Source organism: Streptomyces sp. LUP30, from assembly GCF_001746365.1.
Lineage (GTDB): Bacteria > Actinomycetota > Actinomycetes > Streptomycetales > Streptomycetaceae > Streptomyces.
In genome coordinates, this window is record NZ_MJAJ01000035.1 from 42,003 (window position 1) to 64,309 (window position 22,307).

At 70.9% G+C, this 22,307-nt stretch carries 18 protein-coding genes and 1 pseudogene; 10 read left to right on the plus strand and 9 right to left on the minus strand.

The window, feature by feature from the left end; genetic code table 11:
* The first annotated feature begins 147 nt into the window (after window positions 1–147).
* From BG482_RS25780 to BG482_RS25795, 4 genes are all read left to right on the plus strand, one after another.
* Entirely contained in the window at window positions 148–1,974 is a 1,827-nt protein-coding gene (locus BG482_RS25780) for an acyl-CoA dehydrogenase (RefSeq protein WP_069771520.1), read from the plus strand.
* A gap of 154 nt (window positions 1,975–2,128) precedes the next feature.
* Complete coding sequence (locus BG482_RS25785) at window positions 2,129–3,427, plus strand: M18 family aminopeptidase (RefSeq protein ID WP_069771521.1); 1,299 nt, start codon at window positions 2,129–2,131, stop codon at window positions 3,425–3,427.
* A 125-nt stretch (window positions 3,428–3,552) separates the two neighbouring features.
* On the plus strand, window positions 3,553–3,801 hold the full coding sequence (locus tag BG482_RS25790) for a DUF6458 family protein (protein WP_069771522.1): 249 nt from the start codon (window positions 3,553–3,555) through the stop codon (window positions 3,799–3,801).
* A 267-nt stretch (window positions 3,802–4,068) separates the two neighbouring features.
* Window positions 4,069–4,578 (plus strand): LURP-one-related/scramblase family protein, encoded by a 510-nt coding sequence (locus tag BG482_RS25795; RefSeq protein ID WP_069771523.1) that lies wholly within the window; start codon window positions 4,069–4,071, stop codon window positions 4,576–4,578.
* A gap of 4 nt (window positions 4,579–4,582) precedes the next feature.
* Here the strand turns inward: BG482_RS25795 and BG482_RS25800 are convergent, their stop codons facing one another.
* Window positions 4,583–5,419, minus strand: a complete 837-nt coding sequence (locus BG482_RS25800; protein ID WP_069771524.1) for a carbon-nitrogen family hydrolase — start codon at window positions 5,417–5,419, stop codon at window positions 4,583–4,585.
* Between the two features lie 216 nt (window positions 5,420–5,635).
* Between BG482_RS25800 and BG482_RS25805 the strand changes: the two genes are divergently transcribed.
* Complete coding sequence (locus BG482_RS25805) at window positions 5,636–6,460, plus strand: maleylpyruvate isomerase family mycothiol-dependent enzyme (RefSeq protein ID WP_069771525.1); 825 nt, start codon at window positions 5,636–5,638, stop codon at window positions 6,458–6,460.
* A gap of 91 nt (window positions 6,461–6,551) precedes the next feature.
* Here the strand turns inward: BG482_RS25805 and BG482_RS25810 are convergent, their stop codons facing one another.
* Window positions 6,552–7,454, minus strand: coding sequence for a D-alanyl-D-alanine carboxypeptidase family protein (locus tag BG482_RS25810; protein ID WP_069771526.1), 903 nt, complete (start codon window positions 7,452–7,454; stop codon window positions 6,552–6,554).
* Between the two features lie 245 nt (window positions 7,455–7,699).
* Here BG482_RS25810 and BG482_RS25815 point away from each other — a divergent pair, with 245 nt between their 5' ends.
* Together BG482_RS25815 and BG482_RS25820 are read left to right on the plus strand one after the other, a co-directional pair.
* Entirely contained in the window at window positions 7,700–8,383 is a 684-nt protein-coding gene (locus BG482_RS25815) for a GntR family transcriptional regulator (protein WP_069771561.1), read from the plus strand.
* Window positions 8,384–8,448: 65 nt separating this feature from the next.
* Window positions 8,449–9,696, plus strand: coding sequence for a nitrate/nitrite transporter (locus tag BG482_RS25820; RefSeq protein ID WP_069771560.1), 1,248 nt, complete (start codon window positions 8,449–8,451; stop codon window positions 9,694–9,696).
* Window positions 9,697–9,784: 88 nt separating this feature from the next.
* On the opposite strand, the gene BG482_RS25825 is transcribed toward BG482_RS25820, so the two are convergent.
* Genes BG482_RS25825 through pdhA form a run of 3 tightly spaced genes read right to left on the minus strand, consistent with a single transcriptional unit; the run spans window position 9,785 to window position 13,494 of the window.
* Window positions 9,785–11,269 carry a dihydrolipoamide acetyltransferase family protein gene (locus tag BG482_RS25825; protein ID WP_069771527.1) on the minus strand — a complete coding sequence of 495 codons (1,485 nt, stop codon included), beginning with the start codon at window positions 11,267–11,269 and terminating at the stop codon, window positions 9,785–9,787.
* 10 nt (window positions 11,270–11,279) lie between these two features.
* Window positions 11,280–12,272: an alpha-ketoacid dehydrogenase subunit beta gene (locus BG482_RS25830; RefSeq protein ID WP_069771528.1), complete on the minus strand. Its 993-nt coding sequence runs from the start codon at window positions 12,270–12,272 to the stop codon at window positions 11,280–11,282.
* A 1-nt stretch (window position 12,273) separates the two neighbouring features.
* Window positions 12,274–13,494, minus strand: coding sequence for a pyruvate dehydrogenase (acetyl-transferring) E1 component subunit alpha (gene pdhA, locus BG482_RS25835; protein ID WP_069771529.1), 1,221 nt, complete (start codon window positions 13,492–13,494; stop codon window positions 12,274–12,276).
* Between the two features lie 619 nt (window positions 13,495–14,113).
* On the opposite strand from pdhA, the gene BG482_RS25840 reads away from it, so the two are divergent.
* Entirely contained in the window at window positions 14,114–15,373 is a 1,260-nt protein-coding gene (locus BG482_RS25840) for a phosphotransferase (RefSeq protein ID WP_079142155.1), read from the plus strand.
* Window positions 15,374–15,499: 126 nt separating this feature from the next.
* Here the strand turns inward: BG482_RS25840 and BG482_RS25845 are convergent, their stop codons facing one another.
* Window positions 15,500–17,083, minus strand: a complete 1,584-nt coding sequence (locus BG482_RS25845; protein WP_107450737.1) for a protein kinase — start codon at window positions 17,081–17,083, stop codon at window positions 15,500–15,502.
* A gap of 355 nt (window positions 17,084–17,438) precedes the next feature.
* Here BG482_RS25845 and BG482_RS25850 point away from each other — a divergent pair, with 355 nt between their 5' ends.
* Complete coding sequence (locus BG482_RS25850; protein ID WP_069771532.1) at window positions 17,439–19,070, plus strand: Stk1 family PASTA domain-containing Ser/Thr kinase; 1,632 nt, start codon at window positions 17,439–17,441, stop codon at window positions 19,068–19,070.
* A 98-nt stretch (window positions 19,071–19,168) separates the two neighbouring features.
* Here BG482_RS25850 and BG482_RS25855 read toward each other — a convergent pair whose 3' ends face one another.
* Window positions 19,169–19,717: a bacterial proteasome activator family protein gene (locus BG482_RS25855; protein WP_069771533.1), complete on the minus strand. Its 549-nt coding sequence runs from the start codon at window positions 19,715–19,717 to the stop codon at window positions 19,169–19,171.
* 205 nt (window positions 19,718–19,922) lie between these two features.
* Here BG482_RS25855 and BG482_RS25860 point away from each other — a divergent pair, with 205 nt between their 5' ends.
* On the plus strand, window positions 19,923–20,420 hold the full coding sequence (locus BG482_RS25860) for a hypothetical protein (protein ID WP_069771534.1): 498 nt from the start codon (window positions 19,923–19,925) through the stop codon (window positions 20,418–20,420).
* Between the two features lie 107 nt (window positions 20,421–20,527).
* Here BG482_RS25860 and BG482_RS25865 read toward each other — a convergent pair whose 3' ends face one another.
* Both BG482_RS25865 and BG482_RS25870 read right to left on the minus strand, forming a co-directional pair.
* Window positions 20,528–21,508: an NAD(P)H-quinone oxidoreductase gene (locus tag BG482_RS25865; RefSeq protein WP_069771535.1), complete on the minus strand. Its 981-nt coding sequence runs from the start codon at window positions 21,506–21,508 to the stop codon at window positions 20,528–20,530.
* 68 nt (window positions 21,509–21,576) lie between these two features.
* Window positions 21,577–22,275 (minus strand): annotated as a pseudogene (locus tag BG482_RS25870) (TrkA family potassium uptake protein); the annotation flags it as partial.
* Window positions 22,276–22,307: the final 32 nt, after the last annotated feature.

Genomic DNA, 22,307 nt, shown 5'->3' on the forward strand with positions numbered 1-22,307 from the left:
GTCGACTAGACCCTTCTCACACTTGGCCGAGTAGGGGTTGCGACTTATTACCGACGGGTAGCATCATCGTAGCTACTTGTTGGTACGTGAACTAGCGCGAGGATCCAGTGCCTCGCCGATCTCTCTAGGGAGCCGGGAGCCGTCGCCATGGGGCACTACAAGTCGAATCTCCGCGACATCGAGTTCAACCTCTTCGAAGTACTCGGGCGCGACAAGCTGTACGGCTCCGGCCCGTTCGAGGAGATGGACACCGAGACCGCGAAAAGCATCCTGGAGGAGCTGACCCGCCTCTCGGAGAACGAGCTGGCGGAGTCCTTCGCGGACGCCGACCGCAACCCGCCGGTCTTCGACCCGCAGACCAACACCGCGCCGGTGCCCGCGTCGTTCAAGAAGAGCTACCAGGCCTTCATGGACTCCGAGTACTGGCGTCTCGGCCTGCCCGAGGAGATCGGCGGCACCACCGCCCCGCCGTCGCTGATCTGGGGCTTCGCGGAGCTGATCCTCGGCGCGAACCCGGCCGTGTGGATGTACTCCTCCGGTCCCGCCTTCGCCGGCATCCTCTTCGACGAGGGCAACGACGTCCAGAAGAAGATCGCGCAGATCGCCGTCGAGAGGCAGTGGGGCTCCACGATGGTCCTCACCGAGCCGGACGCCGGCTCGGACGTGGGAGCGGGCCGCACCAAGGCGGTCCAGCAGGAGGACGGCTCCTGGCACATCGAGGGCGTGAAGCGCTTCATCACGTCCGGCGAGCACGACATGTCGGAGAACATCATCCACTACGTGCTGGCCCGTCCCGAGGGCGCCGGTCCCGGCACCAAGGGCCTGTCCCTGTTCATGGTCCCGAAGACGCTCTTCGACTTCGAGACCGGCGAACTGGGCGAGCGCAACGGCGTCTACGCCACGAACGTCGAGCACAAGATGGGCCTCAAGGCCTCCAACACCTGCGAGATGACGTTCGGCGACCGCCACCCCGCCAAGGGCTGGCTGATCGGCGACAAGCACGACGGCATCCGCCAGATGTTCCGCATCATCGAGTTCGCCCGCATGATGGTCGGCACGAAGGCGATCTCCACCCTCTCCACCGGTTACCTCAACGCGCTGGAGTACGCCAAGGAGCGCGTCCAGGGCCCCGACCTGGCGAACTTCATGGACAAGGCCGCGCCCAAGGTCACCATCACCCACCACCCCGACGTGCGCCGCGCGCTGATCACGCAGAAGGCGTACGCGGAGGGCATGCGCGCGCTCGTCCTCTACACGGCCTCGATCCAGGACGCCATCGCGGTCAAGGAGGCGGCCGGCGAGGACACCAAGACCGAGCACGCGCTCAACGACCTGCTCCTGCCGATCGTCAAGGGCTACGGCTCGGAGAAGGGCTACGAGCAGCTCGCCCAGTCGCTGCAGACCTTCGGCGGCTCCGGCTTCCTGCAGGAGTACCCGATCGAGCAGTACATCCGCGACGCCAAGATCGACACCCTCTACGAGGGCACCACCGCGATCCAGGGCCAGGACTTCTTCTTCCGCAAGATCGTCCGCAACCAGGGCGCGGCCCTGAACTCCCTCGCCGAGGACATCAAGAAGTTCCTGGCGCTCGGCACCGGCGGCGAGGACCTGGCGGGCGCGCGCGAGCACCTGGCCAAGGCCGCCGTCGAGCTGGAGGCCATCGTCGGCCTGATGCTGACCGACCTCGCCGCCACCGAGCAGGACGTCAAGAACATCTACAAGGTGGGCCTCAACACCACGCGCCTGCTGCTCGCCTCGGGTGACGTGATCGTCGGCTACCTGCTCCTCAAGGGCGCGGCGATCGCCGCCGAGAAGCTGGAGACGGCCTCCGCGAAGGACCGGGCCTTCTACACCGGCAAGATCGCGGCGGCGAAGTTCTTCGCGGCCAACGTCCTGCCCGGCGTCACCCTGGCCCGCAAGGTCGCCGAGGGCGTCGACCTCGACCTGATGGAGCTGGACGAGGCCGCTTTCTAGGACTCACCCGGACCACCCGGACACCCGGACAACGGCGGGGCGCTCTTCTGGGCGCCCCCGGCCGAGCACTCCAGCTCAGCACTCCACACTGTCCTCACGAGGGCCCGCTCCCATCGCCGGGAGCGGGCTTTCGTACGTCGTTAAGGTGAACCCCATGAGCGAACCCTCCCGCTTCGACCGCGGCCACACCGACGACCTCATGACGTTCCTGACGGCGAGCCCGTCGCCGTACCACGCAGTGGCGACGGCGGCCGAGCGGCTGGAGAAGGCCGGTTTCCGACAGGTCTCGGAGACGGACGCCTGGGACGGGACCAACGGCGGCAAGTACGTGCTGCGCGGGGGCGCGATCGTGGCCTGGTACGTGCCCGAGGGCGCCACGCCGCACACGCCGTTCCGGATCATCGGCGCGCACACCGACTCCCCGAACCTGCGCGTCAAACCGCAGCCCGACACCGGCGCGCACGGCTGGCGCCAGGTGGCCGTGGAGATCTACGGCGGCCCGCTGCTCAACTCCTGGCTCGACCGCGACCTGGGCCTGGCGGGACGGCTGACCCTGCGCGACGGCACGACCCGCCTGGTGGACGTCGGCCGTCCCCTGCTGCGCGTCCCCCAACTCGCCATCCACCTGGACCGGTCGGTCAACGCCGACGGCCTCAAGCTCGACAAGCAGCGCCACCTCCAGCCGGTCTGGGGTCTGGGCGGCGACCTGCGCGACGGCGACCTCATCGCTTTCCTGGAGCAGGAGGCCGGACTGGCCCCGGGCCAGGTGACCGGCTGGGACCTGATGGTGCACTCCGTGGAGCCGCCCGCCTATCTGGGCCGCGACGAGGAGCTGGTGGCCGGTCCGCGCATGGACAACCTGCTGTCCGTGCACGCCGGGACGGCGGCGCTGGCGGCCGTGGCGGCCGGCGGCGAGGAACTCCCGTGCATCCCGGTGCTGGCCGCCTTCGACCACGAGGAGAACGGCTCGCAGAGCGACACCGGCGCCGACGGCCCGCTCCTCGGCAACGTGCTGGAGCGTTCGGTCTTCGCGCGCGGCGGATCGTACGAGGACCGGGCGAGAGCCTTCGCGGGCACCGTCTGTCTGTCCTCCGACACCGGGCACGCCGTCCACCCCAACTACGCGGAGCGGCACGACCCGACGCACCATCCGCGGGTCAACGGCGGACCGATCCTCAAGGTCAACGTCAACAACCGCTATGCGACGGACGGCACGGGCCGCGCGCTCTTCGCCGCCGCCTGCGACAAGGCCGGCGTTCCCTTCCAGACCTTCGTCTCCAACAACTCCATGCCGTGCGGCACGACCATCGGCCCGATCACCGCCGCCCGGCACGGCATCCGCACGGTCGACATCGGCGTGGCCATCCTGTCGATGCACAGCGCCCGGGAGTTGTGCGGCGACGCCGACCCGTACCTGCTGGCCAACGCCCTGACGGCGTTCCTGCAGGGGTAGTCCGCCGCCTGTCGGGCCGGGCCCCCGGGCGGGCGCAGGGATCGGGCCCCGCATGGGAGTTCCCCGCGGGGGTACCCGGATGTCGGAGCCGGACCGACCGGTGATCCTGACAGGGAGGCGACATCATGGGCCTCGGCGGGTGCATCATCCTCATCGCCGTGGGAGCCATCCTCACGTTTGCGACCGACTGGCACATGCAGGGGGTCAACCTCGACCTGGTCGGCGTCATCCTGATGATCGTCGGCCTGATCGGTGTGACGACCTTCAGCAGCATCGCCCGGCGTCGCCGGGTCATGGTGCCGCCCGCCTCGACCACGGTGGTCGAGACCGAACGGCGTCACACCGACGGATACAGCGACGGCTACGGCGTCTGACGAACCGGCAGAAGGGGCGTCCTGAGCGTTCCGCACCCCGATATGTCCGGTACCTTTGTGTGAATATCGTGAAGAAACGGGACTCCTGAGGCCCGGCGGGAACACCTGCCGGGCCCGTACCGCTGCGCCGGCTCCCCCGCTCCGTGTTCACCGTCGCGGCCGGCACCCCCGCGGCCGACACCCCCGCCGTCGGCAGTCGGGTCAACCGTGTCGGGAAATCCCGTCGCCGACGGGAGACGTTCCTCCGCCCGGGGAAGCAGTACCCGTATGAGATTCCTCGTGCGCGACCGGCTCCTCGGGTTCGGTGACGACTACTGGATCGAGGACGACCGAGGCAACAAGGTCTACCTCGTCGACGGCAAGGCCATGCGGCTGCGGGACACCTTCGAGCTGAAGGACGTCCGCGGGCGCGTCCTGATCGACATCCACCAGAAGATGTTCGCCCTGCGGGACACCATGGTGATCGAACGGGACGGCGAACCGCTGGCCACGATCCGGCGCAAACGGTTGTCGCTGCTGCGCAACCATTACCGGGTGGCCCTGGCGGACGGCCGCACCGAGCTCGACGTCAGCGGCAAGATCCTGGACCGGGAGTTCGCGGTCGAGTACGACGGCGAACTGCTGGCCGTGGTCTCCCGTCGCTGGCTGCACGTGCGGGAGACCTACGGCGTCGACGTCGTGCGCGAGGACGCCGACATCGCGCTGCTGATCGCGGTGGCGGTGTGCGTGATCCACCTCGCCGACAAGGAGCGGGACGACAAGGACGGGGACGACTGAGCGGTCACCGGCGCGGGGGCCGCAGTCCGAGCACCCTGTCCTTGAGGGCCGGGAACTGCTCGCGGGTCTCGGACGCCTTCGCCGGGTCGAGGTCGACGGTGAGGATCTCCTCGCCGGCTCCCGCCTCCGCGAGGACCTCACCCCACGGATCGACCACGATCGAGTGACCCGCCTGCGGAACTCCGGCGTGCGTCCCGGCCGTTCCACACGCGAGCACGAACGCCTGGTTCTCGACCGCCCGCGCCTGGGCCAGCAGCGTCCAGTGCGCCCGGCGGCGCTCCGGCCAGCCCGCGGAGACGACTAGGGTCTCGGCGCCGGCGTCGACGAGACCGCGGAACAACTCGGGGAAACGGAGGTCGTAGCAGGTGGCGACGCCGACGGTCGTCTCGGGCAGACGGACCGTCACCAGATCCTCGCCCGCGGCCATCAGCACGGCCTCGCCCTTGTCGAAGCCGAAGCGGTGGATCTTGCGGTAGGACGCGACCAGCTCACCGGAGGGGGAGAAGACCAGAGACGTGTTGTAGAGGGCACTCCCGCCCTCGGCACTCCCGCCCTCGGCGCGGGCGTCGTCGGACGGAACCCGCTCCGGGATCGAGCCCGCGTGCAGCCACACGCCCGCGTCGCTCGCGGCCTTCGCCATCGCCTCGGCCGTCGGCCCGTCCAGCGACTCGGCCTCGTCGGCGAACTTCTCATAGGCGAACGCGCCCGTCGTCCACAGTTCCGGCAGCACCACGAGGTCGGCGGCGCCCGCCTGTTCCCGGACCAGTGCGGCCATCCTCGACCGCCGCGATTCGACCGATTCGTCCTCGTCTACGGCGATCTGGATCAGAGAGGCGCGCACACTACCACCGTCCTGGTATTCGAGTAGTCCACAGGGCCTACGATCGTCACACGAAAGCACTGCCGGGGTGCCTCACAGCAGCGTAACTTGGGGGTCCCCCCGATTCGAGCGCAGCCGAGACGGGGGGAGTCTCGAGACGCCGCCGACAGCGCCCGCTCCCGCTGGCAACGCCGCCACAGCCCACCCGAGTACCGATCGCCGAGGGGTCCCGTTTCCGTGAGTCTGCATCCCACCCTCCAGCCCTACGCCGACGCCTGGACCCACTCCATCGAAGCGATATCCGAGCTGGTGGAGCCGCTGGTGGAGGCGGACTGGAACCGCCGGACGCCCTGCCCGGGCTGGTCGGTGCGCGACATCGTCTCGCACGTCATCGGACTGGACTGCGAGATGTACGGCGACCCGCGTCCCATCCACACCCTCCCCCGCGACCTCTTCCACGTCACCAACGACCTGCAGCGCTACATGGAGATGCAGGTCGACGTCCGCCGCCACCACACGGCCCCCGAGATGACGTCCGAGCTGGAGTACACGGTCATCCGCCGCAACCGGCAGCTGCGCAACGAGTCGCGCCAGCCCACGGCGATGGTGCGCGGGCCGCTCGGCACCGAGCTCACGCTCGAGGAGTCCATGCGGCTGCACGCGTTCAACGTGTGGGTGCACGAGCAGGATCTGCGCGCCGCCCTCGGCCGCCCCGGCAACCTCGACTCGCCCGGCGCGCACATCACCCGGGACGCGCTCCTCGCCGAGCTGCCGGCGGTCGTCGCCGAGAAGGCCGACGCACCGCGCAGTTCCGCGGTCGTCTTCGACGTGCACGGCCCGATCGAGTTCCTGCGGACCATCCGCGTCGACATCCAGGGCCGCGGGACCCTGGAGACGGCCCCCGCGCTCGGGCCGGCCGCCGCGTTCACCCTCGACTGGGAGACGTACGTCCGCCTGGCCTGCGGCCGGGTGACGGCGGAGGCGGTGGCCGACCGGGTCAAGGCGGAGGGCGAGCCGGAGCTCACGGCGGCCGTCCTGCGGAACTTCGCGGTCACCAGGTAACCGGCGCCTGCCGGGAGCGGCGCCCGACGGAACGGGCCCGTCGTGACGATCACGACGGGCCCGTTCTGCGTGCTCAGCGGTTGACCGGAGGTCAGCCCAGCCTGGCGAAGCCGTAGTTCAGCAGCTTCGTCGCGTCGGCCGCGCGCACCGTCACGCTGGTGGACGCCAGCACCGTGCCCACGACGGTCTTGCCGTTGCGGGTGGCGGCGAAGACGAGGCAGTACTTCGCCTCCGGGCCGGAGCCCGTCTTCACGCCGATGGCGCCGCTGTAGCTGCTCAGCAGCGTGTTGGTGTTGGTCCAGGCCCCCATGGTGCGGATGGAGCCGGTCTTGGTGACGGTCTTGGCGGTGTACGACTTGGTCTTGACGACCGCACGGAAGTTCGCGTTCTTCAGCGAGTTGCTGGCGAGCTTCGTGAGGTCCTTGGCGGTCGAGTAGTTCGCCCCGCTGCCGATGCCGTCGAACGAGTCGAAGTGCGTGTTCGTCATGCCGAGCGTCTTCGCCTTGGCGTTCATCTTGGCGATGAAGCTCTTCACGCGCGCGGCCCGCGTCGTGCCCGTGCCGTACGTGTCGGCCAGGGCGTACGCGGCGTCACAACCGGACGGCAGCATCAGCCCGTAGAGCAGCTGACGGACCGTGACCTTGTCGCCGACGATCAGCCGCGCGGACGACGCGGTGTTCGCGACGATGTAGTCGCTGTAGGCCTTCTGGATGACGACCTTGGTGTCCAGGTTCAGGTTCGACTGCGAGAGCACGACGTTCGCCGTCATGATCTTGGTGGTGGAGCCGGTGGACAGCTTGCTGTCCATACCCTTGTTGTACAGCGCCGCACCGTTCGCGTTGTTCATCACGAAGCCGGTCTTGGCGGCGATCGTGGGCGTCGCGACAGCCTGCGCGGGCGCCGCGGTGAGGACCCCGGTCGCGAGCACTGCGCCGGCGGTGACGGCAACGGCGGTGGCCCTGCGGACTCGGATGCCCTTGATGGCGGTTATCAACTGAAATACCCCGATTACGTCGAATGCCCCTGCGGTACGGCCAAGTTCAAAGGGGGAAAGAGATGGGCCGCACATGTGTGACACGTAAGTAGCACACAAAGTTGTGCGTCTGCCGGGCAGAATTTCCGATTACTTGATCCGCCCCTTACCCGGACCCCACCCGCCGACGCCCGTCGGACCCCCTCCGCGGGTCCGCATCCTGGACCGCTCCCACCATGCGTACGTGTTGTATCTATCCTGTGGGCATGCAGTCCTCCGCTCCGCCCGCCCCCGTCCCCTTCCCTGTCCCCGTCAAGCGGCAGCCGGCCGCCGATCGCGTGTACGCGCACGTCAAACAGGGTGTCCTGGAACGCCGTTACGAGGGCGGCGCCCTTCTCACCGAGGGAGAGCTCGCCGAGGCCGTGGGGGTCTCGCGCACACCGGTGCGCGAGGCGCTGCTGCGGCTGGAGGCGGAAGGACTGATCAGGCTCTACCCGAAGAAGGGTGCGCTGGTCCTGCCGGTCTCCGCACAGGAGATCGCCGACGTGGTGGAGACCCGCCTGCTGGTCGAGGTGCACGCGGCGCGCAAGGCCGTGCCCGCGCCGGCCGCTCTCGTCGCACGCCTGGAGGAACTGCTCGCCCAGCAGCGGGAGCAGGCGGCGACGGGCGACCTGGCCGCGGCCGCCGTGACGGACCGCTGCTTCCACGCCGAGATCGTCCGCAGCGGCGGCAACGAGATCCTGTCCCGGCTCTACGACCAACTCCGCGACCGCCAGCTGCGGATGGGCGTCGCCGTCCTGCACTCGCATCCCGACCGGATCGCCAAGACCCTCTCCGAGCACGCGGAGATCCTTCAGGCGCTGCGCTCCGGCGACGCCGAGCGGGCCGTCGAGCTCGTGCACCGGCACATCGGCTGGTTCTCCCACCTCGCCCGCGGGGAGGTCCGATGAGCACCGTGCCCCGCGACGTGAACTCCACCCTTCCGGGTGACCCTCCCCCGGGCGGACGGCGCGCCATGGCCGTCTGGGGGATCGGCGTCTCGGTCTACTTCGTCGCGGTCATCTTCCGCACGTCTCTGGGGGTGGCCGGCCTCGACGCCGCCGACCGCTTCCATGTGAACGCCTCGGCTCTGTCGACGTTCTCGATCCTGCAGCTGCTCGTCTACGCCGGCATGCAGATACCGGTGGGTCTGCTGGTCGACCGGCTGGGCACGAAGAAGGTGCTGGCCATCGGCGTCGTGCTGTTCACGGCCGGTCAGCTCGGCTTCGCCTTCTCCCCTTCGTACGGCACGGCCCTCGCCTCGCGCGCCCTGCTGGGCTGCGGGGACGCGATGACGTTCATCAGCGTGCTGCGGCTGGGATCCCGGTGGTTCCCGGCGCGGCGCGGGCCGATGGTCGCCCAGCTCGCCGGCCTGGTGGGGATGGCGGGCAACCTCGTCTCCACCCTGGTCCTGGCTCGTCTGCTGCACGGCGTCGGCTGGACGGCGGCCTTCGCGGGCAGCGCGCTGGCGGGTGTGGTGGTGCTGGTCCTGCTGCTGCTGTTCCTGAAGGACCACCCCGAGGGCCATGAGCCCGAGCCGTTCCCGCACCGGGGCGCGGCCTACGTCCGCCGCCAGATCGCCGCGTCCTGGCGTGAGCCGGGCACCCGGCTGGGCCTGTGGGTGCACTTCACCACCCAGTTCCCGGCGATGGTGTTCCTGCTTCTGTGGGGGCTTCCGTTCCTGGTCGAGGCACAGGGTCTGACCCGGGCCACGGCCGGTGAACTCCTCACGCTGGTGGTCCTGTGCAACATGGTCGTGGGCCTGGTCTACGGCCAGATCGTCGCCCGTCACCACGAGGCACGGCTGCCGCTGGCCCTGGGCACGGTGGGCACGACGGCGGTGATGTGGGCGGCGATGCTGGCCTGGCCCGGCGACCGTGCGCCGATGTGGCTGCTCGTGGTGGTCTGCGCGGTCCTCGGCGCGTGCGGCCCCGCCAGCATGCTCGGGTTCGACTTCGCCCGGCCGGCGAACCCGCCCGAGCGCCAGGGGACGGCCTCCGGCATCACGAACATGGGCGGTTTCGTGGCGTCCATGACGACGCTCTTCGCGATCGGCGTGCTGCTGGACGCGACCGGCGACGACTACACGATCGCCTTCTCCTTCGTCTTCGTCCTGCAGGCCCTCGGCGTCAGCCAGATCCTGCGCCTGCGCAGTCGGGCCGCTCGGCGGGAACGGGAGCGGCTGGTGGCCAGCAGGGTGGAAACGGTGCACGTGCCGGCCTGAGGACGGCAGCCCGTCCCCGGGCGGCTCGACGAAGGGGAGCCGCGACCCGTGTGACCGGGGCGCGGCTCCCTCCGTCGGGCCGTACCGCTCAGCCCCAGGTGATCAGCTTCTTCGGCTGCTCCAGGATCGCCGCCACGTCGGCCAGCACCTTGGAGCCCAGCTCCCCGTCCACGAGGCGGTGGTCGAAGCTCAGCGCCAGGGTGGTGACCTGGCGGGGCTTGACCTTGCCCTTGTGGACCCACGGCTGCAGCCTGATCGCGCCGACCGCGAGGATCGCGGACTCGCCGGGGTTGAGGATCGGGGTGCCGGTGTCGACGCCGAAGACGCCGACGTTGGTGATGGTCACCGTGCCGCCCTGCATGGCGGCGGGCGATGTCTTGCCCTCCCTCGCCGTGGACACCAGGTCGCCGAGGGACTGCGCCAGCTGCGGCAGCGTCTGGGCGTGGGCGTCCTTGATGTTCGGGACCAGCAGCCCCCTGGGAGTGGCCGCGGCGATGCCCAGGTTGACGTAGTGCTTGACCACGATCTCCTGTGCCGCCTCGTCCCAGGACGCGTTGATCTCCGGGTGGCGCTTGACGGCGACCAGCAGGGCCTTGGCGATGACGAGGAGCGGGTTGACCCTGAGGCCCTGCATCTCCTTGTCCCGCTTGAGCTCCTCGACGAGCTTCAGCGTGCGGGTCACGTCGATCGTCACGAACTCCGTGACGTGCGGCGCGGTGAACGCCGAGCCGACCATCGCCGCCGCCGTCGCCTTGCGCACGCCCTTGACGGGGATGCGGGTCTCCCGGGCGGTGTCGTACGACGCCACGGCCGCGGGGGCCGTGACCGGGGCCGGCGTCGCCGGGACGGCCGGAGCCGGGGTCGCCGGCTCGATGGCCGGTGCGGCCACGGCGGCCGGGTTCGCCGCCGCGTGGACGTCCTCGCGGGTGATGATGCCGTCCGGGCCGGACGGGACCACGGTGGCGAGGTCGACGCCCAGGTCCTTGGCCAGCTTGCGGACCGGCGGCTTGGCCAGGGGCCGCTCCCTCACGGCGGGCGCGCCGCCGTGGCCGTTCAGCTCCGCCTGGATGGTGTCCGGGACCTGCGGGACGGTGATCTCCGGGCCCTTGCGCGGCCGGCGCTTGGTGGAGGACGCGGCCACGCCGTAGCCGACGAGCACCGGCTGGCGGCCCGAGCCCACCGGCTTCGCCGCCTCGGGCGTCGCGGTCCCGGCCGTCACCGTCCCGGGCTTCGGCCGGGATTCCTCCGGAGCGGCCGGCGTCTGCGTGGGGGCCTGCGCCGGTACCTCGGCGACCGGGACGGCGCCCGCGCCGCCCGCCACGTCCACCGCGATGATCGACGTGCCCACGTCGACCGTGGTGCCCTCGGGGAAGTGCAGCGAGCGCACGACGCCGTCGTAGGGGATGGGCAGTTCCACGGCGGCCTTGGCGGTCTCGACCTCGCAGACCACCTGGCCGTCCGTGACCGTGTCGCCCGGCTGGACGTACCACTTGAGGATCTCGGCCTCGGTGAGCCCCTCGCCCACGTCGGGCATCTTGAACTCGCGTACGGACGCTTCCGTCATCGTCGTCACGACCCTCTCCTCAGTACGCCAGGGCACGGTCGACGGCGTCGAGCACCCGGTCCAGGCCCGGCAGGTACTCCTCCTCCAGGCGCGCCGGCGGGTACGGGGCGTGATAGCCGCCGACCCGCAGAACCGGCGCCTCCAGGTGGTAGAAGCAGCGCTCGGTGATCCGGGCGGCGATCTCCGCGCCCGAGCCGAAGAACACCGGCGCCTCGTGGACGACGACCAGGCGGCGGGTCTTCTCCACCGATGTCTGGATCGAGTCGAAGTCCAGCGGGGACACCGAGCGCAGGTCCACGACCTCCAGGTTCTTGCCCTCCTCGGCGGCCGCGGCGGCGACCTCCTGGCAGAGCTTCACCATCGGGCCGTAGGCGACGAGGGTCAGGTCCGTGCCCTCGCGGACGACCTGGGCCTTGTGCAGCGGGCCGGGGATGGCCTCCGTGTTGACCTCGGCCTTGTCCCAGTAGCGCCGCTTGGGCTCGAAGAAGATCACCGGGTCGTCGCTCTGGATGGCCTGCTGCATCATCCAGTACGCGTCGGACGCGTTGGACGGGGAGACGATCTTCAGGCCGGACACGTGCGCGAAGAGCGCTTCCGGCGACTCCGAGTGGTGCTCGACCGCGCCGATGCCGCCGCCGTAGGGGATGCGCACGACGACCGGGAGCTTGACCTTGCCCAGCGAACGGGCGTGCATCTTCGCGAGCTGGGTGACGATCTGGTCGTAGGCGGGGAAGACGAAGCCGTCGAACTGGATCTCCACCACCGGGCGGTAGCCGCGCAGGGCCAGCCCGATCGCCGTGCCCACGATGCCCGACTCGGCGAGCGGGGTGTCGATGACGCGGCTCTCGCCGAAGTCCTTCTGCAGGCCGTCGGTCACCCGGAAGACGCCGCCGAGCTTGCCGACGTCCTCACCCATGATCAGGACCTTGGGGTCCGCCTCCAGGGCGTGGCGCAGCGACTCGTTGATCGCCTTGGCCAGGGCCAGGTTCTTGGTGGTTGCGGTGTCCGCCATCTCAGTTTCCCCCCGTACCCGCGGCGAAGCCGCTCTCGGATTCCGTCGCGAACGACGCCTGGTACGCGGCGAACTGCGCCCGCTCCTCGTCCACCAGCGCGTGTCCGTCCGCGTACACGTTCTCGAAGATCGCGAAGTGGTCCGGGTCCGGCATGGCGCGGACCGCTTCGCGCACTCGCCTGCCCAACGCCTCGCTCTCCGCTTCGAGTTCCGCGAAGAATCCCTCGTCCGTGTGGTTTGAGGCCTCCAGGTGGCGGCGCAGGCGCAGGATCGGGTCCTTCGCCTCCCAGGCCTCGCGCTCCTCGTCGGCCCGGTACTTCGTCGGGTCGTCGGAGGTGGTGTGGGCGCCCATGCGGTACGTGTAGGCCTCGACGAGGGTGGGGCCCTCGCCGTTGCGGGCCCGCTCCAGCGCCCACCGGGTGACCGCGAGGCAGGCCAGCACGTCGTTGCCGTCCACGCGGACACCCGGGAAGCCGTAGCCCTGGGCGCGCTGGTAGAGCGGGACGCGGGTCTGCTTCTCGGTGGGCTCGGAGATCGCCCACTGGTTGTTCTGGCAGAAGAACACGACCGGCGCGTTGTAGACCGCGGAGAAGGTGAAGGACTCCGCCACGTCGCCCTGGCTGGAGGCGCCGTCGCCGAAGTAGGCGATGACCGCGCTGTCCGCGCCGTCCTTGGCGACGCCCATCGCGTACCCGGTCGCGTGCAGCGTCTGGGAGCCGATGACGATGGTGTACAGGTGGAAGTTGTTGCTGTTGGGGTCCCAGCCGCCGTTGTTCACGCCGCGGAACATGCCGAGCAGGTTCGTCGGGTCGACCCCGCGGCACCAGGCGACGCCGTGCTCGCGGTAGGTCGGGAAGACGTAGTCGTCCTCGCGGGTGGCCCGGCCGGAGCCGATCTGCGCGGCCTCCTGACCGAGCAGCGAGGCCCACAGGCCGAGTTCGCCCTGGCGCTGGAGGGCGGTCGCCTCGGCGTCGAAACGGCGGGTGAGCACCATGTCGCGGTAGAGGCCGCGGAGGTCTTCAGGGGTGACACCGGAGACGTACTTGGCGTACTCGGCGTTCTTGGCGTTCTTGACCCGCTTGCCCTCCGGCGTCAGCAGCTGCACGAGCTCGGGCTCGGCGCTCTTCCTGGCGGTGGTGCGGGTGCGCTCGGTGCCGCTGGCGCCGGCCTTGCTTCCGGCGCTGCGTCGCGGCTTGTGCGCGGCAGTGCTCTCCACGGTCACGTGTGCTCCTCCGTCGGTCCGGCCCCCGGGGTCGCCGGGTGGCTGGGGTCCCCCCGGCTCTCCAAGAGCCTGAGGGAGCGGCTCACCTGTTTCCGACACCCGTGCACGGGGTGGGTGTCACTCGGTCGGACCAGGCGTGACAGGTGCCCCGGCGAGCGCCCTGCGGTCGACACGTTACCCAGTGCCTCACATTTCTGTGAAACCCCTCCTGACCTGCGTTTTTGCTTGGATTTCCAAGTAAATCGGCAAAGTCGGGAAGGAGCCTGGTCACAGCCTTGCAGGAGGCCGGAGCAACGGCACGTTATCCCGGGCACCCGCGCCACGGGAAGAGCATTCGGTCAGCGACCTGCGGCCGTTCGGGCGGTCGGAACGCCGGTCGACGGACCCCTGCGCGTGCCGGGCACTCCGGTCGACGGACCCCTCGTCGCCACCCTCGTCCACGCCCTCGTCGACGCCCTGCGGCGAGCCCCGACACGACCTGATGCGGCCTGATGCGACCTGATACGACCGAGCGTGACACCCGTTGTCGCTTGGTGACCATCTGTGACAACGGCCAGCTCACGGGCTCGACCGGTGGCCTAGCATCGGGCGCGTGCCGCGCTCCTGTGTACCCCCCTCAATGCCCCACGCGCCCCCTTTGGGCGCTCTGCTCCACCGGTACGCCGCCGGCTCCGCGCTCGCCTGCGAGCCCGTCGAGGAAGGGCTGCTCAACCGCGGATTCCGGCTGCGCACCACCCGCGGCCGCTACTTCCTCAAACACCACTTCGACCCGGACACCGCCGACCCCGCGTCGATCGCCCGCCAGCACCGGGCCACCGAACGGCTGGCCGGTCTGGGCGTCCCGGTCGCTCCCCCGCTGCCCGGCCGCGACGGCCGTACGGTCGCCGTGGTCGGCGGCCACGCCTACGCCCTGCACCCGTGGATCGAGGGCCGTCACCGGCACGGCTCCCAGCTCACCCCCGGCCAGTGCGGCCGCCTCGGAGCGCTGCTCGGGGTGGTGCACGCCAGCCTGGAGCACGTGATGCGCCCGTCGGCCGGGCAGTCGCCGGGGCGTGGAGAGCGGGTGCCTCCGGCGCGCGACCCGGAGCGCACCACCCCGACCGGGCGCGGCGCACGCGCCCCCCACCCACAGCACACCCCTGTCCCGGAGGCCATCACGCCTCCGACCGGTCCCTTCCCGCTCACCCGCCCCTCAGCCCCTGCCGCCCGCGCCGCCCCTGCCGAGCCGCCCGCCCGGGCCGAGCCGGAGCCCCCGGGCGGGCCCGCCGCCCCTGTCGGGTCCACCGCTGCCGGCCGGCCCGAAGCCCCCGCCCCGAGCCCCGACCCGGCGGACACCTTCGTCCTGATCGACGATCTCCTCGCGCGCGTGCGGCGACACCGCCCCGCCGACTCCTTCGACGAGCTCGCCCGCCACCGCCTCCTGGAGCGGCGCCGGCTCCTGGAACGGCACGCCGACCGGCGACCCCCGCCCGGCGGGCCGGTCGGCTGGGTGCACGGGGACTTCCACCCCTTCAACCTGCTCTACCGCGGGGACGCCCCCGCCGCCATCGTCGACTGGGACCGGCTCGGGGTCCAGCCCCGCGCCGAGGAGGCCGTCCGCGCGGCCGCGATCTTCTTCGTCCGGCCCGACGGCACGCTCGACCTGCCGAAGGCGAGGGAGTACGCGCGCGCGTACCGGCGGGCGGCGGGAGCCTCACCCCGCGAACTCGGCGCGGCCGTGCACCGCGTGTGGTGGGAACGGCTCAACGACTTCTGGATGCTGCGCTGGCACTACGAGCGCGGCGACACCCGCGCGGACTCCCAGTTCCCGGCGTCTTCGGCGCTCGCGGTGTGGTGGACGCGGGAGTACGACGCCGTCTGCGGGGCGTTCACGGACTGACCCTCCGGCCCCGCGGCTCAGCCCGCTCCCCCCACGGAACGCGCACGCGCGCGTGGAGCCCGGTCAGGGCCCACGCGCGCGTGAAGAGACAGAACGGCTCCGCCGGGCGATGACCCGGCGCCCAGGTCACCCGCCGCCGAGGCCCCCGCCGAGGGTGGTGTTGCCCGGGTCGGTCCCGCCCGTCTCGTTGCCCGTGGCCGGGGCGCTCGGCTCCGGCTGCGTGTCGGTGGGCTCGTCCGAGGGCTTGCTGCCCGTCTCCGCGTCCGTCGGCTCGCCGGTGGCGGACTGGGACGGCGACGAGGACGGTGAGTACGACGGCGAGTACGACGGCGAGTAGTGCTGGTTCGTGTTCGAACCGGTGTTGTCGTCCGAGGAGTCGCCGCTGGACGTGTCGCTCTCCTTGTCGCTGGGCTTCTCGCTCGGGGCGGAGTCCGAGACGGACGGGGAGGCGGAGGGCGACGGCGAGGTCCCGCCGTCGCCGGTTCCGGTGTTCTTGTTGTTCAGGGCGAGCGCGACGCCCGCGGCGATGGCGATCACCGCGAAGACGGCGAGGATCCACAGCTTGCCGCGGCCGCTCCCCTTGTTGCCGTGCCCCTCGAAACCGCCCTCGTCACCGCCGCGGTAACCGGTGGGCAGGATCGGCTGCGGGATCTGCGAGGTGCTGGAGCCGTCGCCGCCCTGCGGCAGCACGGCGGTGCCCGCGAAGCCGCCGGCGGGGGTGCCGCGGCCGTCCTGCGCGCCCACCGGGCCGGTGTTCCACGTGCCGGTGTGGGCTCCCTGGTCGTACAGCATCTGCAGCCCGTACTGGACCAGGCCGCGCATCTCCTCCGCCGTCTGGAAACGGTCGTCGGGATCCTTGGCGAGGGAGCGCATGACCAGGCCGTCCAGCTCGGGCGGGCACTCCCCGCCCGAGGTCTGCGACGGCGGCACCGGGATGTCCTGCACATGCTGGTAGACCACCGACAGCGGCGTCTCGCCGGTGAAGGGGGGCCGCAGCGCCAGGAGCTCGTACAGCAGACAGCCGGTGGCGTACAGGTCGGAGCGGTGGTCGACAGCCTTGCCGAGCGCCTGCTCCGGCGAGAGGTACTGCGGGGTGCCCATGACCATGCCGGTCTGCGTCATCGTCGTGGACGCGCCGTGCAGGGCGCGCGCGATGCCGAAGTCCATCACCTTGACGGCGCCGTTGTGCGTGATGATCACGTTCGCCGGCTTGATGTCGCGGTGCACGATGCCGTGCTGGTGCGAGTAGGCCAGCGCCTCCAGCACACCGGAGGTGATGATCAGGGCCTGCTCGGGACCCGGCGCCTCGGCGTTGAGGAGGAGGTCGCGGATCGTGCGTCCCTCGACGATCTCCATCACGATGTACGGCACGCTCTGGCCGCCCACGAAGTCCTCGCCGGAGTCGTACACGGCGACGATCGCATGGTGGTTGAGCCCGGCCACCGACTGGGCCTCGCGCGTGAAGCGGGCCTTGGACACGGGGTCCTCGGCGAGGTCGGCGCGCAGCAGCTTGACCGCGACGGTGCGGCCGAGACGTACGTCCTCGGCCGCGAACACCTCGGCCATGCCGCCTCGGCCGAGTCTGCGGGTCAGCCGGTATCGGCCGTCTCCGACGAGCCCTCCGTTGCCCCAGTTCTCCGGCGCATCTGACATACCGCCGCCAGTCGCCTCGGGGTCGGACGGGCCCTGAGCGCGCTGCTGTGCCATCAGTCCTCGCCGTCGTTTCTGCCCGCGGTGCGCGCGGTGTTGTCACGGTCTCCGTCGGCCACGCTACAGCCTCCACGCAAGCCGCCGGTCCGGGACCGATCCCCGGAACGATTCCCGGGACGGGCCCCGGCGCCGGTCCGGGACGGACCGGCCATCAAACCCGTACTCCGTGCAGCCGTGCAAATTCTGTGTACCGGCCGTACGGCACCTGTAACGCTTCCGCGACGCTTCTTTCTCGTAGGGTCACGGAACGGGCACCGAACTTGACGTGTCGGTGCCCTGCGGCAGACTTGGCCGGGAATAGCACTTTCGATCAACGACAGTCAACGGCGCCAAAGGCCAACGGGGGACGTGGAAGATGAGCCAGGACGGCGCGCAGGGCCGGTACGCGGGGCGGGCGCTGGCCGCCGGCCGCTATCAACTGCGCGACTTGCTCGGCGAGGGCGGCATGGCCTCGGTCCACCTCGCCTACGACGCCGTGCTCGACCGTCAGGTCGCGGTGAAGACCCTGCACACCGAACTGGGCCGGGAGCAGGCCTTCCGCGAGCGCTTCCGCCGCGAGGCGCAGGCCGTGGCCAAGCTCACGCACACCAACATCGTCTCCGTCTTCGACACGGGCGAGGACGACGTGGACGGGCTCACCACCCCCTACATCGTCATGGAGTACATCGAGGGCCGCCCGCTCGGCTCGGTGCTCGACGAGGACGTGCACCGCCAGGGTGCGATGCCGGCCGACAAGGCGCTGAAGATCACCGCGGACGTGCTGGCGGCACTGGAGATCAGCCACGAGATGGGCCTGGTCCACCGCGACATCAAGCCCGGCAACGTGATGATGACCAAGCGCGGCGTGGTCAAGGTGATGGACTTCGGCATCGCGCGGGCCATGCAGTCCGGCGTCACCTCGATGACGCAGACGGGCATGGTCGTCGGAACGCCCCAGTACCTCTCGCCCGAACAGGCCCTGGGGCGCGGGGTGGACGCCCGGTCCGACCTGTACTCGGTCGGCATCATGCTGTTCCAACTGGTCACCGGGCGGCTGCCGTTCGAGGCCGATTCACCGCTTGCGATCGCGTACGCGCACGTGCAGGAGGAGCCGGTGGCGCCCTCCTCGATCAACCGGGCGCTACCGCCGGCCGTCGACGCGCTCGTCGCCCGCGCGCTGAAGAAGAACCCGAACGAGCGTTTCCCGACCGCCGTCGCCATGCGCGACGAGTGCCTGCGCGTCGCCGCGTCCTTCCAGCCGGCCCCGCCGAGCATCGTCCCGGGCGCGCAGACGTCCAGCGGCGCGGGCGTCGGCTCGGCCGTCTTCCCGCCGGTCGGTCAGAGCACCCCGCCGCAGGGCAGCGTGCAGACGCCGTACCAGACCGGCCCGAACCCGAACCCCTACGGCGCTCCGACGCCCGCCGCGTCCTACGGCTATCCGCAGCAGGGCGGCTACCAGACGCCCGCTCCGGCGTACAACCAGCAGGCGCCGCACACCCCGCCGGCGTACAACCTCAGCCCCCAGCCGTCGACCGCGGTGCCCTCGGACGGCGCCCGCAGGAACACCAGGCCGGTCCTCATCGGTTCGGCCGTCGTCGCCGTGGTCGCGGTCGGGGGTCTGATCGCCAGCCTCACCGTGGGCGGCGGCACGCACGACGACGCCAAGGGCGGCGGCGGGACCGCGAGCTCCTCGGCGGCGGCGACGAAGGCGGCGAACTACCGCGCGCCGGACACCTCCAAGACGATCGACGCGACGGAGTGCTCCGAGCCGCAGGAGTCGTACAACGACCCCGCCAAGATCCGGGTGCCGAACTTCAAGTTCAAGTACATCGGCTCGGTCAAGGCGTGCTTCCAGGCCGCCGGCTGGCAGTACAAGATCACCAAGATCGACGAGAACACGTACGGCGACGGGGCGGTCATGGACCAGTTCCCCTCCGCCGACACGGACGTCGACCCCAAGAACATGCCCGAGATCGAGCTCAAGGTCTCCACCGGCAACCCGGCGTGACGGCAGGCCGACGCGTGCGAAGTCGTCCGGCCTCGTCCGACGTCATGTGAAAGGGCCCGGCGTCCGACGCCGGGCCCTTGACGTGTACTGCCGAGGACTTACAGGTACGGTCCGCCCGAACGGCCGCCCGCGGTGCGCGGGTCGTCCATGCCCTCGTGGCTCGCGCCGGGCGGCAGGGCGCGGCGCATCTGCTCCAACTGGGCCCGCGCGGCCATCTGCTGGGCGAAGAGCGTGGTCTGGATGCCGTGGAAGAGGCCCTCCAGCCAGCCGACCAACTGGGCCTGCGCGATGCGCAGTTCCGCGTCGCTCGGCGTCGACTCCTCGTTGAACGGCAGGGACAGCCGCTCCAGTTCTTCGACCAGCTCCGGGGCCAGGCCGTCCTCCAGCTCCTTCACCGAGCTCGAGTGGATCTCCTTCAGCCGGGCCCGGCTCGCCTCGTCCAGGGGAGCCGCGCGCACCTCCTCCAGCAGCTGCTTGATCATGCTTCCGATCCGCATGACCTTCGCCGGCTGCTCGACCTGCTCCGTCACCGGGATCTCACGGGAGTCCTCGTCGGCGTCGATGCCGCCGAGCGCCATGCCGTCCTGGCCTACGACCAGGATTTTCTGGGCGTTCTCCGGCGACCTTTCGTTCCTCGGCATCTCCATGCCGTCATTCTCTCGCACGTCCCCACCTCATCACCGTGGTGCCCCCCGTGAAAGGTGATCCACCGTTTCCGTTCGGCGGAGTCCGGAATGCGGTGAAAATTCGCCGATGTAACGCTTGGTGGGTGTTTTCTAGGCGACCGGTCATCGGGAGGGGGTCACGCACGTGACTCCATGGCAGTGGACATGGTGCGGCACACGGGCGGCCATGACGGCCCTCGCGGGAGCCCTCGTGCTGTCGTACGGGGGTGCCGCGGCCTACGCGGCCGGCTCGGCGCACGGACGCCTCGCGGCCTACCCCCACGCACCCGCGTCGGCCACGCCCTCCCCCTCCCCACGCCAACCCGACCGGGCCGGCAGCCGCGCGGGCGAGGGACGCGAGCGGCCCGGACGGGAGGACGAGGGCGAGGACGCGACGACGCAGGACCCGAGCGGGGAGGACGTCTCCGGCGACGACCCCGACACGGGGGACGGCGAGGCGGAGACCGGCGACGGCGACCACGCCGACGACAGCGCGTCCCGGCCCCCCGAGGCCTCCGTTCCGGTGACCTCGGCGGAACCGCAGGACTCCGTACGGCAGGCGGCCACCCAAGGGGAGCGGACCGACGGCCCCGTCCTGCAGATCCTGCCGCTCGGCAGCGGGCTCGTCCTCATCGGCCTCGGAATCGCCCTCGCGATCGCCGCCCTCCGCCTGCGCCGCAGCTGACACCCCTGCCGAGCCGGACGGCACGGGACGGACAGCGCCGGCTTGAGCGGCTCCAAGCGGACGAACGCGAACGGCGGCCGCAGGCGGACTGCTCCAGGGACGGACGGCTAGGGCGCGACCAGCAGCACCTTGCCGACGTGGCCGCTCTCCTCCACCACCCGGTGGGCGGCGGCCGCGTCGCTCATCGGGACTTCGCGGTCGACGACAGGGCGCACCCGGCCGGCGGCGACCAGCGGCCAGACATGCTCGCGCACGGCCGCCACGATCGCGGCCTTCTCCTCCAGGGGACGCGCCCGCAGCGAGGTCGCACTGACGGCGGCACGCTTGCCGAGGAGCGCGCCGATGTTCAGCTCGGCCTTGGCGCCGCCCTGCATGCCGATGATCGCGAGACGGCCGTTGACGGCGAGCGCCTGGACGTTGCGGTCCAGGTACTTCGCGCCCATGTTGTCGAGGATGACGTCGGCGCCGACGCCGGCGGTGGCCTGCTTCACCTCGGCGACGAAGTCCTGCTCGCGGTAGTTGATCAGGATGTCGGCGCCCAGTTCGGCGCACTGCTCCAGCTTCTCCTTGGTGCCCGCGGTGACGGCGACCCGCGCGCCGACGGCCTTGGCCAGCTGGATCGCCATGGTGCCGATGCCGCTGGAACCGCCGTGCACGAGCAGCGTCTCGCCGGGACGGAGATGGGCGATCATGAAGACGTTCGACCAGACGGTGCTGGTCACCTCGGGGAGCGCAGCGGCCTGCCGGAGGTCGACGCCCTCGGGCACCGGAAGGAGCTGGCCGACCGGCACGGCGACCTTCTCCGCGTAGCCGCCGCCCGAGAGCAGAGCGCACACCTCCTCACCGACGGTCCAACCGGAGACATCGGGGCCGAGCGCGGCGATCCGGCCGGAGCACTCCAGGCCGGGATAGGGGGAGGCGCCGGGCGGCGGGTCGTAGAAGCCCTGCCGCTGCAGGATGTCGGCGCGGTTGACGGCGCCGGCCACCACCTCGACCAGAACTTCGCCCTCGCCGGGAACGGGATCGGGAACCTCGTCCCACACCAACGCCTCGGGACCACCAGGTTCGGGAATCGTGATCGCATACATGAGGACGACGCTACTCCTCGCCCCCGGCCGCGAGACCGCGGCGGAACGACGGGCGGGCGTCGGAGAGTTCAGGCCGGCGGCAGCGGCGGCACCCCGGGCATCCCGGGACTGCCGAGGTTGGTGTGTGCCCGGTCCGGCCCCACCCGCACGATCGAGACGAGCCGGTCCGTGGGCTGCAACACTCCGATCGCCGGGTCGTCGTAGGCCAGGACGCGATGCCCGCGCACGACACTGACCACCAGGTCGGCCGTCTCACGCGGACCGCGGCCCGCCTCGGCCTTGGTGACCGGCCGTTCGACCAGGTCGAGGCCGTCGCCCTGCTGGATGAGGTCCTCCATGACCCGGCCCGCCGCCGGGCTCAGCACGGACAGACCCAGCAACCGCCCGGCCGCCCCGGCGCTGGTGATGACCTCGTCGGCGCCCGACTGCTTGAGCAGCGGCGCGTTCTCCTCCTCGCGGACCGCCGCCACGATCTTCGCCCCCGGGTTGAGCTGGCGGGCGGTGAGCGCGACCAGGACGGCCGTGTCGTCGCGCTGGGTCGCGATGACGATCCGCCCCGCCCGCTGCACCTCGGCCCGCCGCAACACGTCGCTGCGCGTCGCGTCCCCGACCACGCCCTCGTAGCCCTCGGCCTTCGCCGCGTCGACCGCCTTTGCGCTCGGGTCGATCACCACGACCTGCTCCCTGCGCAGACCCGCCGCACAGGCCGTCCGGATCGCGGACCGACCCTTCGTGCCGAAGCCGACGACGACAGTGTGGTCGCGCAAGGGGACCTCCGGGGATCATGGACGACTGGGGG